Source organism: Hymenobacter sp. APR13, assembly GCF_000737515.1.
Taxonomy (GTDB): Bacteria; Bacteroidota; Bacteroidia; order Cytophagales; family Hymenobacteraceae; genus Hymenobacter.
Genome location: NZ_CP006587.1, coordinates 792,621 through 806,052, shown reverse-complemented (window position 1 = coordinate 806,052; position 13,432 = coordinate 792,621). Strand labels below are relative to the sequence as shown.

Annotated in this window: 8 protein-coding genes; 3 read left to right on the top strand and 5 right to left on the bottom strand. The window is 62.3% G+C overall.

The genetic code is table 11. From position 1 onward, the window contains the following. Positions 1 to 276: 276 nt before the first annotated feature. Both N008_RS03345 and N008_RS03340 read left to right on the top strand, forming a co-directional pair. A complete protein-coding gene (locus N008_RS03345; protein ID WP_081910590.1) occupies positions 277 to 3,636 on the top strand; it encodes a fibronectin type III domain-containing protein in 3,360 nt (1,119 codons plus the stop codon). A gap of 215 nt (positions 3,637 to 3,851) precedes the next feature. Further along, the gene (locus N008_RS03340; RefSeq protein ID WP_044013722.1) at positions 3,852 to 5,120 is read left to right on the top strand and encodes a zinc dependent phospholipase C family protein; all 1,269 of its coding nucleotides are present in this window, start codon (positions 3,852 to 3,854) and stop codon (positions 5,118 to 5,120) included. 100 nt (positions 5,121 to 5,220) lie between these two features. On the opposite strand, the gene N008_RS22950 is transcribed toward N008_RS03340, so the two are convergent. The 4 genes from N008_RS22950 to N008_RS03325 form a co-directional block, all read right to left on the bottom strand. Further along, entirely contained in the window at positions 5,221 to 5,406 is a 186-nt protein-coding gene (locus tag N008_RS22950; RefSeq protein WP_156108989.1) for a hypothetical protein, read from the bottom strand. Between the two features lie 186 nt (positions 5,407 to 5,592). Then, entirely contained in the window at positions 5,593 to 7,011 is a 1,419-nt protein-coding gene (locus N008_RS03335) for a TolC family protein (protein ID WP_197062941.1), read from the bottom strand. Between the two features lie 47 nt (positions 7,012 to 7,058). Next, complete coding sequence (locus tag N008_RS03330; protein ID WP_044013720.1) at positions 7,059 to 10,142, bottom strand: efflux RND transporter permease subunit; 3,084 nt, start codon at positions 10,140 to 10,142, stop codon at positions 7,059 to 7,061. Positions 10,143 to 10,230: 88 nt separating this feature from the next. Then, positions 10,231 to 11,403: an efflux RND transporter periplasmic adaptor subunit gene (locus N008_RS03325; protein WP_052381148.1), complete on the bottom strand. Its 1,173-nt coding sequence runs from the start codon at positions 11,401 to 11,403 to the stop codon at positions 10,231 to 10,233. Between the two features lie 271 nt (positions 11,404 to 11,674). Here N008_RS03325 and N008_RS03320 point away from each other — a divergent pair, with 271 nt between their 5' ends. Continuing rightward, complete coding sequence (locus N008_RS03320; RefSeq protein WP_044013718.1) at positions 11,675 to 12,028, top strand: MGMT family protein; 354 nt, start codon at positions 11,675 to 11,677, stop codon at positions 12,026 to 12,028. 5 nt (positions 12,029 to 12,033) lie between these two features. On the opposite strand, the gene N008_RS03315 is transcribed toward N008_RS03320, so the two are convergent. Further along, positions 12,034 to 13,419, bottom strand: coding sequence for a hypothetical protein (locus N008_RS03315; protein ID WP_044013716.1), 1,386 nt, complete (start codon positions 13,417 to 13,419; stop codon positions 12,034 to 12,036). Positions 13,420 to 13,432 lie beyond the last annotated feature (13 nt).

Sequence of the window (13,432 nt, the reverse complement as noted above, 5' to 3'; positions counted from 1 at the left end):
GGCGGCAAGGGCAAAAGCGCGGTCAACAGGAACGCCAGTTTCGAACAACCTAAAAGGCGCAAACAGGGGAAGACGGGAGAAGTGCCGCTGACGGCCATGTGGCTGGCAATCAGATAGGCAGCTAGTGAGGGGAATTGTAGGAAAATGAGAGTATTGATTTGGATTGCTGCCATCTGACCTTATCTTACCTCCGCTTTATGTGCTGCAATTGCCACGCAAACAGCACTATGAGTTTAATCCGGCTTATCGTCCTTCTTTCACTTTTCAGGTTACTCCATGCAAAAACCTCTACCCATTATTCGCCGTGCACGCCGTAGCTGGCACCAGCTTGTAGTAGCGGCCGGTAGTCTGGCGTTGTTTGCGCTAAGCGCGGGGCAGGCCCGCGCCCAGGCCGATGCCTATCAGTTTGCGGCCACTACCGGCACGTACGCGCCGTTGCCGGGAACGGCTCCCGTGGCTACGGCGGTGCAGGACGACGATGCTATTTCCGATGCCTTGCCCATTGGGTTTCCGTTTTCCTTCGATGGTGTTCCGTACACCAATGTCTACGCTAGCTCCAATGGCTTTCTGTCGTTCAACAGCAGCGCCACCAGCAGCCTGACCAACAACCTGACCACTGGTAGTGGAGCCACTCAACTGCCTCTGGTAGCCCCGCTCTGGGACGACTTGGGCGGCGAACTGCCTAACAGCGCGGCCCGCTACCAAACCAGTGGCACCGCGCCCAACCGCGTTTTTACATTCGAATGGCAGAACTGGTCGTGGAACTACAACGCTACGGCGGCGGTGGTGTCGTTTCAGGTGAAGCTGTACGAAACCTCCAATCGTATCGAATTTGTGTACCGTCCGGAAGGCGGCGCGGTGAACTCGCCTTCGGCGTCTATTGGCATTGCGGGCACGGGCACGCCCATTCCATTCTTGTCGCTGGGCAATACGAGTGCCTCGCCCACGGTTAGCTCAACCACCGAAACCAACACCATCAGCACGCTGCCAGCAGCCGGCCAGATTTACGCGTTTACGCCGCCGCCAGCTACGGGCTGCCCCACGCCCCGTAACCTGGCCGTAACCAGTACCACCGCTACTTCGGCGTTGGTTACCTGGAGCGTAACCGGGGGCGGTGGCACGTTCTCCATCAACTATGGCCCAACCGGCTTTACGCCAGGCACCGGTGGCCAGACGATTACCAGCACCAGCACTTCAGTAACCATTCCGGGCCTGTCGCCCAGCACGAACTATCAGTTTTACGTCACGCAGCTCTGCTCCGGCAGTTCTTCCAACCGTTCCAACGTCGGGGCTTTTCGTACCGAGTGCGTAACGCCTCTGTACGCCACGCTGCCGTTCAGCGAGACGTTTGAGGGCACCTGGCTGGACCGGTGCGCCACGCGCGACGTGCCCAGCAACAACTGGCGCAACTCACCTCTGACGGGCAACAACTCCTGGCGGCGCGAAGACGACGGCGCGGCCGCCAACTGGGGCTCGCCCACCAGCTACGCCTACACTCCCACTGGCAGCCAGAGTAGCGCCCACTCGGCCCGCTTCCACAGCGGCAGCGCCAGCTCGGGCCTGATTGGCACCCTCGACCTGTTTGCGAACTTGAGCGGCGCCGGCAATAAACGACTGAGCTTCGACTTCATCAATACCACGGGCTCTGACTCGCTGACGGTGCAGGTATCGACCGACGGTGGCCTCACCTTCGGGCCGCAGCTGCTGCGCTTGGGCAGTGCTACCGGCGGTTTCCGCTCCCAGAACCTGACGCTCACCAGTACGTCGGCCACTACGGTTATCCGCTTCCGCGCCCGCGCTGACTTCGGCACCACCGACATCGGCCTCGATAACGTGCGGCTGGAATCGTTCAGCAACTGCCTGAGCCCGCTCGGCCTGGCCGTTACGTCGGTAACGGCCACCACGGCTACGGTGTCGTGGGCCAGCGCTGGCACGGGTACGTACACAGTGTTCTATGGCCCTACTGGCTTCACGCCGGGCGGTGCCGGCAGCCAGACGCTCAGCGGTATCACGGGAACTTCGGCAACCATCCAGGGCCTCACAGCCAGCACCGAATACCAGTTCTATGTGCGTCAAGATTGTGGGGGCTCTTCCTCCGCCAATGGCGGCCCGGGGGCTTTCCGTACTGATTGCGTAACGCCTTTGTACGCCACGCTGCCGTTCAGCGAGACATTTGAGGGCACCTGGCTGAACCGGTGCGCCACGCGCGACGTGCCTAGCAACAACTGGCGCAACTCACCTCTGACGGGCAACAACTCCTGGCGGCGCGAAGACGACGGCGCGGCCGCCAACTGGGGCTCGCCCACCAGCTACGCCTACACTCCCACTGGCAGCCAAAGCAGCGCCCACTCGGCCCGCTTCCACAGCGGCAGCGCCAGCTCGGGCCTGATTGGCACCATGGATCTATATGTGAACCTGAGCGGCGCCGGAACCCGGGAGCTGGCTTTCGACTACATCAACACCACGGGCTCCGACTCGCTGACAGTGCAGATTTCTACGGACGGCGGCGCCACGTTTGGGCCGCAGCTGCTGCGCCTGGGTAGTGCTACGGGTGGCTATCGTGGCCAGACGCTGGCTCTTACCAGTACGTCGGCCACTACGGTTATCCGCTTCCGCGCCCGCGCCGACTTTGGCTCCACCGACATCGGCCTTGATAACGTTAGCATTTCGTCGTGCCCCCGGGTAAGCAACGTAGCTGTGAGCAACATCACGGGCACTACTGCCACGGTTACCTTCACTCCGGTAACGGGTTCCGGCGGCTATACGGTAGTAGCCACGCCAACTACCGGCCCGGCCGTAACAATATCGGGCAGCAACTCGCCCATTCAACTGACGGGCCTACAGGGCCTCATGCAGTACACGGTAGGGGTGGTGAGCAGCTGCGGTGCCGGCCAGTCGTCGGCTCCGGTAACAGCTACCTTCACGACGCTGCTGCCACCGGTATCCAACGACGAGCCCTGCACTGCAACGGCGCTGCCCGCCAACGGTACCGCTCTGACAACGTCTAACTTGGGAGCTACGGCCTCAGCGGCCAACGGATATTCTAACCCCGGCTGCGCCCCCGCCGCCAACCCTAAGGATGTGTGGTTCTCGTTTGTGGCTCCCGGCAACGGGCCACGTTCTCTGGTTGTAACGGGCGCACCGGCCGGGCAGGTACGCCTGTTCTCGGCGACGTCCTGCAACGGGCCGTTTACGCAGCTGGCCTGCCAGGCCAGCACGGGCTCCGGCACGGCCGCCGGTCCGATGGCGCTGCCTTCGCTCACGCCAAGCACCACTTACTACGTTTCTGTATCAGGCTACGGCTCCAGCGATACGCAGGGCGCCTTCACCATTGCTCTTACTTCTACCCTGAGCACGGGCATGGGCCAGCTGCCGGGCGGTGAGGTGAGTGTGTTCCCGACGCCTCACCAGAGCGGCCCGCTGACGTTGCGCCTGCGTGGCGCGGAAGCCGGCGTATCGGCGGTGCAGGTGCAATTGCTGAACGCCCTCGGCCAGCAGGTGATGCACCAGGAGCTAACCGTTCGGGGTGGGGCACTGGAGCAGGCGCTGCCGGTGCAGAACCTGGCCAAAGGCTTCTACACAATGCGGGTGCAGGTAGGTGCCCACACCGTAACGCGGAAAGTAGTGCTGGAATAGCGCACATACCAGCAGGGTAATGACGCCCAAGCTGCTAGTAAAAGAGGGCCAGACACACGTCTGGTCCTCTTTTTTGTTTCGAGGGCTTTACCACGTTGCCGATGCGCGGAAACTGGCAAGCGCTACAGTACAACCCCGGTCCGTACGGCGCGTAGATGCAATGCTTTCCGATCCAGGGTGCTGTGCCCGGCCTTCGCTTAGCATTTCTGCTACCTATGCTAAAATGGCTACTTGGGATTCTGGCGCTGCTGTTGCTGTTTCCCTCTTCCGCATCTGCCTACTCGGTGCTTACCCACCAGGCCAATATCGATTCTTCCTGGACCCGCTGCCTGATGCCTATGTTGCAGAAGCGCTACCCGGGTGCCACCGAGGAGCAGCTCATTGAGGCAAAGAGCTACGCCTACGGCGGCTCCATCATTCAGGATATGGGCTTTTACCCATTCGGCTCGGAGCTGTTCACCAACCTTACGCACTATGTGCGCAGCGGCGACTTTGTGCGCAACCTACTGGACGAAGCTCACGGCCGCAATGAATACGCGTTTGCGCTCGGCGCCCTGGCGCACTACTCGGCCGACGTGATAGGGCATCCTGAAGGTACCAACAAGGCCATGGCGTCGGTATACCCGGATCTGCGGCGGAAATTCGGGACAGAAATCACCTACGAAGAAGCCCCGGTGCAGCACACGCAGTTGGAGTTTGCCTTTGATGTGGTGCAGCTGGCCGCCGGCCGCTACCGCACTGCCGACTACCAGCGCTATATCGGGTTTCAGGTGAGCAAGCCGGTGCTGGAGCGGGCGTTTCGCAAAACCTATGGACTGGAACTGGGCAAGGTGATCTTCAACGTGGACCTGGCCATCAGCTCGTTTCGGTTTGCCGTGCGCAGCCTGATTCCGATTGCCAGCCGGGCGGCGTGGCAGTCGCAGAAAAAAGAAATCCGGCGACTCAGCCCGCAGGCCCGTCGGCGCGAGTACGTCTACGACCAGAGTGAGCACGACTACCGCAAGCAATACGGCACCGACTACCAAAAGCCTGGTACCGGGGCCCGGGTGCTGTCGTATTTTGTGCGGGTGCTACCCAAAATAGGTCCGCTGGAGCCTTTCGCGTTCAAGCTGCCGACGCCGGAAGCGCAAGCCTTATTCAAGACCAGCTTTCGGCAGGTGATGACCAGCTACTGCCGCCATGTGGAAGCCGAGCCCGCCGATACGGTCACGGTTTCCCGGCAAGTGCTGCCCAATACCGACTTCGACACCGGCCGCCCGACAGTGGTGGGCGAATATGAGCTGACCGATGAAACCTACGGCGAATGGGTGCGCAAGCTGGCCGACAACAAGTTTGACGGCCTGACGACGCCGGTGCAGCGCAACATTCTCACCTTCTTTGGCCCCAGTCCCAAGGAACCTGTCGATGAAGACGAAAAAGAAGCTAGCACCCGCGCAAAAACCATGGAGGCCCTGGCGCAACTGAAAGAGCTGGACGTGAAGTAGCGCTGGCCGCAAGCAGACATCTACTCCAACAAAACGGAGGGGCGGGGTCCAGACCATTCGACGGTCCGGCCCGCCCCTCGTTTTGTTGGAGTAGGTGTGCTTAGTACTGGCGGTAGGCCTTGTAGGTGCGGTAGACCGGACGGTGGAGTTTGCCCGATTTCTGCTTAACGGTAGTGCGCAGGATGGGCAGCCGGAAAAACGGCTGGGCCGCTGCCGTGAAAGCCGAGCAAATGCTCATCGAAACGAAGACCAGGACCAGGGACAGGCGGCAGATAAGGGCGAACATAGTGCAATAGGTGTGTGGGAGCGAGCTTCCGGCTTGGCCGCCACTGCGGCAGCTCCGGCGAGGAAGTACACAAAACTACAGGCTGCGCCTGCCCCAGTACACCGACTTCGTTCGGCTGTGCCAGCTGCCCCGCCAAACCTGCTTTTTCCCCGACGAAGCCCTGGCTACTCGTCTGGCTCAAGCTCGTTACTGGCCCCCTTCCTGCACCAGGCCGCTGCTGAGGCGGCGCAGCACAATCTCGGCCTGCTTGGCCTGGTAGCGAATGTCGAGCAAGCGCACTTCGGCGTCGAGCTGGGTGCGTTGGGCTTCGCGCAAGGCCAGCGGTACCAGCAGACCCAGGCGGTAGCGCTCCAGGGCAATGGCCACGTTTTCGCGGGCCAGCCGGATGTTGGCTTCTTCCAGCTCCAGTAACTGCAGGCGGTTCTGGTACTGGGCCCAGGCCTGCTCGGCCTCGGCTTCCAACTGCAGCTGCGTCTGGCCCAGCAGCAGGTTGCTCTGTTCCTCCCCGATGCGGGCATTCTGCTCCAAACGGTTGCGGTTGAAGCCGTCGAAAATGGGAATCGTGGCTACCACGCCGTAGTTGAGGCCGTAGGTGCGGCCCGTGTTGGTGACCAGCTGGCTGCCGAAAAACGCCGCCCCGTTGATATTGCGGTTGTAGCCATAGCCGGTGGTCAGGCCGATTTGCGGGAAGCGGGAGGCGCGCACCAGCTTTCGGTCGTAGGTGGCAATTTCGGTGTTGAGGCGCGCCTGCTGCAGGCGCGGGTTGTTCTGCTGCACGGCCTGCGCCACACCTTCCCGGCTCAGGTCGGTAGCCACCACAATGGAGTCGGCGGGGCGGAAGTTGAGACGCGGGGTGCGGCCCAGCAGGTTGTTGAGGTTGATTTTGGCCGTCTGCAGCGCCTCCTGCTGCTGAATCAGCAAGGAGCGGTCGGCGTTGTAGTCCACGCGGGCGGTCAGCACTTCCACCTTGGCGCTCACGCCCACATCCACGCGGGCCTGGGTGAGGTCGATGCGGGCCTGCCCGATTTTCAGGGCCTCCTCGCTGGCCTTAATCTTGCCCGACTCGCGCACCACTACGTAATAAGCGTCGGTGATAGAAGCCACAGTTTCTTCGACGGTGGCGCGGGTGAGCTGGCGCTGGCTTTGCTCCAGCGACTTCAGCCGGTCGTAGGCGATGAACATACCCAGCCCATCGAAAATAGTCCAGGTGGCGGCCACGTTGGCATTGAGCAGGTTGCTCTGCGCGCCGTTGGCAATGCTGGCCTCGGGCCGCGCCGATGACTCCTGCCGCACGTTGTTGCGGTTGAAGTTGCGGGTCAGGTTGCCGTTCACTACCGGCAGCTGGCCGGCGTTGCCGCGGGTCACGTTGTTTTCGGCAATGCGCACGTCCTGCCGCGAGAGGCGGATGTTGTAGTTGTTCTCAATGCCGATGCGGATGGCCTCGGTCAGCGTCAGGGACGGGGCATCGGCCACGGTTTCCGGCTTCTCCGTCTGGGGCTTGCTCTGGGGCTTCGAGGCGGGCTCCCGGGTAGGCAGTACCGGCTGCTGCGCCAGCACCGGCAGAGGCAAAGCCAATAGGAGAGTGAAAAAGAAGGAGCGGGGCATGAAATACATCAACTGAAAAGAAAATCGGAAGCCGACACGGGCGGCAACTAGGCCGTTACGGCCTTCTTTTTGGCGGCCTCCTGCTTCTGGCTGTGCTTTTTGGCCGTGGCGAAGTACGAGTACATCACCGGCACGACATAAAGCGTGAGGCCCGTAGCAAAGAACAGGCCGCCTACCACGCCAATGCCCATGGCCCGGCGGCTCAGGGCGCCGGCGCCGGTAGCAATGGCAATCGGCAGAATGCCCAGAATGGCGCACAAGCTGGTCATCAGGATCGGGCGGAAGCGGGCCGTGGCGCCTTCAATCAGGCCGGTCATGTAGTCTTTGCCGTTTTCCACCTGCTGGTTGGCAAACTCCACAATCAGAATACCGTTTTTGGTGACGAGGCCCACCAGCATGATGATGCCAATCTGCGAAAACAGGTTCAGGGTCTGGTTGAAGTACCACAGGCTGAGCAGCGCGCCCGACAGCGCCAGCGGCACCGTCACCATGATGATTACCGGGTCGCGGAAGCTCTCAAACTGCGCGGCCAGCACCAGATAAATCAGCACCAGCGCCAGCCCGAAGGCAAACACGAGGCTGCTGGAGCTTTCCTGAAAGTCGCGGGAAGCGCCCGACAGCTCGGTGGAGAACGTGTCGTCGAGGTTTTTTTCGGCCAGGCCCTGCATGGCCGCAATACCGTCGCCGAGGGTTTTGCCGGGCGCCAGCGAGGCCGAGAAGGTGGCCGAGTTGTAGCGGTTGAAGCGGTAGAGTTGCGGCGGGGTGCTGCTTTCCGTCAGGCGAATCACGTTGTCGAGCTGCACGAGCTGGCCTTCGTTGTTCTTCACCGACAGCAGGCGCACGTCCAGCGGCTGGTTGCGGTCTTCGCGCGCCACCTGCCCGATGATCTGGTACTGCTTGCCTTCCCGGATAAAGTAGCCGAAGCGCTGCCCGCTCAGGCCGGCCTGCAGCGTCTGGCTGATGCTCTGCACCGACACGCCCAGGCTCTGCGCCTTTTCGCGGTCGATGTTCACGCGCAGCTCGGGCTTGTTGAACTTCAGGTTCACGTCCACGAACTGGAAGGTGGGGTCCTGGCGGGCGGCATCAAGGAACTTGGGCACCGCGGCCCGCAGCTTGTCGAAGTCCTGGGTCTGGATAACGAACTGCACCGGCAGGCCGCCGCCGCCGCCGCCGATGCTCTGGTCCTGTGACACCGAGGTGCGGGCAGCGGTCAGCTTTTTCACGCCGGCGCTCAGGCCGGCCGCAACCTGGTCCTGGGTGCGGGGGCGCTCCTCGGCTTCCAGCAGCAGCACGCGGGCAATGCCCGAGTTGGAGCCGCCGCCGAAGCCGGGCGAGGTCACGGCAAACACGCTGCTCATGTTGTTGCCGGCCGAGTCCATAGCCATCTTGGTGAGCTGGGTCATGTAGGCATCCATGTACTCAAATGAAGCCCCTTCCGGCCCGGTGGCATTCACGTTCACGCGGCTGCGGTCTTCCACCGGCGCCAGCTCCGACGGAATGGTTTTCATGAAAAACCAGATGCCCACGCCCGTGCCCAGCACCACCACCCACGCCAGCCAGCGGTTGCGCAAAAAGGTTTGCAGGCTGCTTTGGTAGCCGCCAATCATTTTCTCGAAGAAGGGCTCGGTTTTGCGGTAAAACCAGTTGTGCTTTTCCTGGCGCTTGAGCAGCACCGAGCACATCATGGGCGTGAGCGTGAGGCTCACAAACGCCGAAATCAGCACCGAGCCGGCTACCACGATGCCGAACTCGCGGAACAGGCGCCCGGTGATGCCCGTGAGGAACACCACCGGCAGAAACACCGCCGCCAGCACCACCGTGGTGCTGACTACGGCCATCAGAATCTCCTCGGAGCCCTTGATGGCGGCCGTTTTGGGGTCTTCGCCTTCCTCGATGCGCGAGTAGATGTTTTCCAGCACCACAATGGCGTCATCCACTACCAGGCCGATGGCCAGTACCACGGCCAACAGCGTCAGCACGTTGATGGAGAAGTCGAGCAGGTACATCACGAAGAAGATGCCCACCAACGACACCGGAATGGCCACTACAGGAATCAGGGTAGAGCGCCAGTCGCGCAGAAACAGGAAGATGATAATCACCACCAGCACGAAGGCCTCGATGATGGTATGCTCTACCTCGTTAATGGATTTGCGGATAAACACCGAGTTGTCGAAACCCGGCTTGAGCACCAGGTCTTTGGGCAGGTCCTTGCCATAGAGCTCTATGCGCTTGTTGAACTCGTCGGCAATGTCAATCTGGTTGGAGCCGGGCTGCGGAATGACGGCCAGGCCCACCATGGGTACGCCGTTCACCTTGAAGATGGTCTGGTCGTTTTCAGGGTACAGCTCGGCGTAGCCGATATCGGACAGCCGCACCAAGGACGAGGCATCTTTGCGGATGATGAGGTTGTTGAAGTCCTCCACCGACGTAAGGCGGCCCATGGTGCGCAGCGTGAGCTGGGTGTTCTGGCCCTGCACCGCGCCGCTGGGCAGTTCCACGTTTTCGCGGGTGAGGGCAGCCTGCACCTCCACGGGGCTCACGCCCAGCGCCGACAACTTCACAGGGTCCATCCAGAGGCGCATGGAGTACTTCCGCTCGCCGTACACCCGCACCTCCGACACACCCGGAATGGTTTGCAGGCGCTCCTTGAGAGTGTTGTTGGCGTAGTCGGTCAGTTCCAGCAGGGTGCGCTTACTGGAGCTGAGGTAGGTCATCACAATGGGCTGTGAGTCTGCGTTGGCCTTGCTCACTACGGGCGGGTCGATGTCGCGCGGGAGGCGGCCCTGGGCGCCCGATACCTTGTCGCGCACGTCGTTGGCGGCGGTTTCCAGGTCGGCGTCGAGGTCAAATTCCACGGTAATCTGGGTGCGGCCGTCGCGGGAGTTGGAGGTCAGGTTTTTGATGCCCTGGATGCCGTTGAGGGCTTCTTCGAGGGGCTCGGTCACCTGGCCCTGCATCACATCGGCGGAGGCACCGGTGTAGCTGGCCGACACGGTAATGATGGGCGGGTCGACGCTGGGGTATTCCCGGATGCTGAGGTAGCGAAACCCAATCACGCCGAAAATCACGATGACGAGGCTCATCACGATGGCGAGGACCGGGCGGTTGATGCTGGTTGAAGATAAGCTCATATCGTTGTTTCTCGCAGTGTTTCGCGGTGTTGGCGCAGTGTTTCGCAGTGTTCATGCGTCAGCACACTGCGAAACACTGCGAGAAAAATTACTTGGTGGCCTTCACGGCGTCTCCCGGCTTCACCTGCAGAATGCCGGTGCGAATCACGGAGTCGCCAACGGCCAGGCCGTCGGTGATTTGAATCACCTTGTCGGAGCGGATACCAATTTTCACTTTCTTGGGAGCCATCTTGCCGTTTTTCACGGTGTAGACGCTATAGCCGCTGGCTTCCGGAATAACGGCTTCGGTGGGCACCTGCAGCGCGTCGGTGGATTCGCCGAGCTGCAGGTTCACTTTCACGAAAGCGCCGGGGCGCAGCTCGTTGCTGGTATTGGCGTAGCGGGCGCGCACCGGCTGGGTGCGGCTCACGGGGTCAATCTGCGGGTCGATGGCGTAGACTTTGGCCTCATACTTCTTGTTGGTGCCTTCATCGGTGACGCTCACCACGTCGCCCACGCGCACTTTGGTAGCAAAGCGGCCCGGCACAGCAAAGTCAATCTTCACGGGCCGCACGCGGGAGAGGGTCGTGATTTCCGAGCCGGGGCTCACGTAGGTGCCCACGGTGGCCGTGGTCAGGCCCAGCACGCCGCTGAACGGCGCCCGCACGTAGGCCCGGTCCAGCGAAGCCTGCAGGGCTTTCAGGTCCGACTGCGCCGTGAGCAGCTGGTTGTTGGACTGCTCGTATTCCTGGGCGCTGATGTACTCCTTGTCCAGCAAGGTGCGCTGGCGCTTCTCCTGGTCGCGGAAGAGCTGGATGTTGTACTGCTGCTTGCGGATGGCGGCCTGGGCCTCGTCGGCGTTGATGCTGAACAGCAGCTGGCCCTTGCTCACCGGCTGGCCTTCCCGGATGTTGAGGCTGGTAATCTTGCCCGACAGCTCGCTCTTTATAACCACCGACTCGTCGGCCAGAACAGAGCCGGTAGCGGCCACCTCATCTGAAAGGTTGGTGGGCTTCACCACGTACACTTGCACCGGCAGCGCGCCGCCGCCCCCGCCGCCTTTGCCACCCTTCGCGCCAGGGGCGCCTTTGCCGCCGCCGGCTGCGCCCTTGCCGCCCCCGCCTTTGGCGTCGGCGTTAGGCGAGGGGAAGTATTTTATCTTGACGAAGGCCAGGGCGGCAATCAGCACTACGGCGATAATCAGCCAGCGTACCCCGTGGCTTTTGCCGGGCGTTTGTTCGGCCACCTGTAGTTCTTCCCGTTCTTGTTCCTGAGTCTGCATAAGTGAGTATCGGAGATTCTGCCAGTTTGCCACGGCCCCTTGTTCGTGTGGGCAGGGCAACGGATGACAACGCGAATCAGCTGGCTGGGGTTTACTTCCTGCTCCAACTGGTCTGGTCGGCCATGGGCTTAAGACACCGGAATTGACCTTGGGTTGCGCCTGCTTCCTGAAATTGTGGGGGACTGCCCGTGCGGTCCGCCCGGCACGATATGCCTCATCCGGGCTGCAGATGCCGTATATTTCTCCGGTCTTTCCTTTCTGCCCTCTCCCGATGATTCCGCGTAATCCTACCGAAGCCCAACGCAATTTCTTTCAGGAAGTGCACGAAGTAGTGCGCCTAGTGCCGGCCGGCCGTGTAACCACCTACGGCGCCATTGCCCACTACCTCGGGGCCCGGCACGGCGCCCGCATGGTGGGCTGGGCCATGATGGCCGCCCACACCGCCGACGGCTACGTGCCGGCCCACCGAGTTATCAACCGCAACGGCCAGCTCACCGGGCGCCTGCACTTTGCCACGCCCACAGCCATGCAGGAAGCCCTGGAGGCTGAAGGCGTACGCGTGATTGAAGATGAAGTGCAGGAGTTCAAGCGTCTGTTCTGGGACCCTACCGCGGAGCTGGAATAGCCGCGTTAGTTGACGGGCCTTTTCTCGCGGGCTTTAATGTGCTTGAGCTGGAACAGACCTTCCTTGGCTGCCACCGGCTGCACAGTTGGGGCCACTGCGCCGTCGCCTGGGGCGCAGGCCAGAAACGTAGCGGTACCGAACAGGGGCATAAACGTGTGGCATTTCTCCTGCTCGCCCTGCACGCAGATGGCCATGTCGCGGCGCTTGTCACGCCAGCTGAAAGCCAGGTATTGGCCCGGCCCCAATTGGCCCGCCTCTTTGCCGTCCACCAGCACCCGCAGGGGCGCGGCAGGCCCGGCGTCGGCGCGGCGGTACAGGTAGATGGCGGCAGTGTCGGCCGCTGCGGCAAAACCGTCTGCGCCGACGGGCTGCAGGCTGGTAGCTACCCGCCCCGAGGCTAGCCGCAGCTCGTATGCTTGCGGCTGGTTGGTGCCGCTCGTCGCTAGAGCGGCCCCCATCAGGCCGCCTACTACCGCGCCAGCTACCACGTTGTTGAGGTCGGGCTGCCGGTGCCCCGTGAAGCTGTAATACTTGTCGGCGGCCTGCAGGGGCAAGTAGCGGCCTTGGAAGAAAATATAGGCATTCTGGCCGTCGCTCAGGCCCCAGGCGCCGCGCACCAGGCGGCGGGGCTGGTCGTCGCTGAGGTGCAGGTACCAGGCTTCCACTTCCTCGGTGCCGGCCCACTGCGCGCCCTTGCGGGTTTTGCGCTGCAGCTCAAACGGCCCGGCCGTGAGCGTAGGCGCGTTCTGGCGGAACTCCTCGAACGACCGGTAGATGCCGCGCTGCAGCGGCTGGGTTTGCACCGGGAAGCGCGGCAGCGCGCCTTCTTCGCCGGCCAGCACCTGCGCCCACGTCAGGGTGGGGGCGGAGGCAGGAGGTACGGCCGCCGCCAGCCGCTGCAGGCCCTGCTGCAGGGCGCGCCGGATGTTGTCGGGGTGCTTGCTGGTTACATCTAGGCCCTTGCCCTCCACCAGCTCCGACACGCTGAGCAGCAGCCGGTAGGTATCGGGGCCAGTAGCTTCCAGAAAGTCCATTTCCACCTCCGCGCTGCCCGTTTCCGACATGGCCGTAATGGTTTCGTGCACGGCCAGGGTGTAAATACGCACCACCAGTGGCCGGGTAGCCGGGCCAGCCGGCAGCGCCTGCCGGAGCATCGGCGTCAGCTCGGTTTCCAGGCTGCCGCCTAAGGTGGCGGGTACCAGGTGGTTGTCGAGGCCGCGGTGCACGCTGCCGATACTGGTCCGGTCAGGCCGCGCGTCTACCAGCTTATCGAAGTGGAAGGCGGAGCCGGCGGCCGGCAGTACTTGCTGGGCGAGGCTGATTTCCAGCTTGGTGCTTTGGGAATAGCCCGCCAGGGGCAACAACAACAGCGGTAAGTAGAGAAGCTTCACGAGTGATGAGTGA

Excerpts from the sequence above, each read along its gene's own strand:
- N008_RS03330 (WP_044013720.1), bottom strand. The coding sequence starts at position 10,142 with ATGAGCTTATCTTCAACCAGCATCAACCGCCCGGTCCTCGCCATCGTG.
- N008_RS03320 (WP_044013718.1), top strand. The coding sequence starts at position 11,675 with ATGATTCCGCGTAATCCTACCGAAGCCCAACGCAATTTCTTTCAGGAA.
- N008_RS03345 (WP_081910590.1), top strand. The coding sequence starts at position 277 with ATGCAAAAACCTCTACCCATTATTCGCCGTGCACGCCGTAGCTGGCAC.
- N008_RS03335 (WP_197062941.1), bottom strand. The coding sequence starts at position 7,011 with ATGCCCCGCTCCTTCTTTTTCACTCTCCTATTGGCTTTGCCTCTGCCG.
- N008_RS22950 (WP_156108989.1), bottom strand. The coding sequence starts at position 5,406 with ATGTTCGCCCTTATCTGCCGCCTGTCCCTGGTCCTGGTCTTCGTTTCG.
- N008_RS03340 (WP_044013722.1), top strand. The coding sequence starts at position 3,852 with ATGCTAAAATGGCTACTTGGGATTCTGGCGCTGCTGTTGCTGTTTCCC.
- N008_RS03325 (WP_052381148.1), bottom strand. The coding sequence starts at position 11,403 with ATGCAGACTCAGGAACAAGAACGGGAAGAACTACAGGTGGCCGAACAA.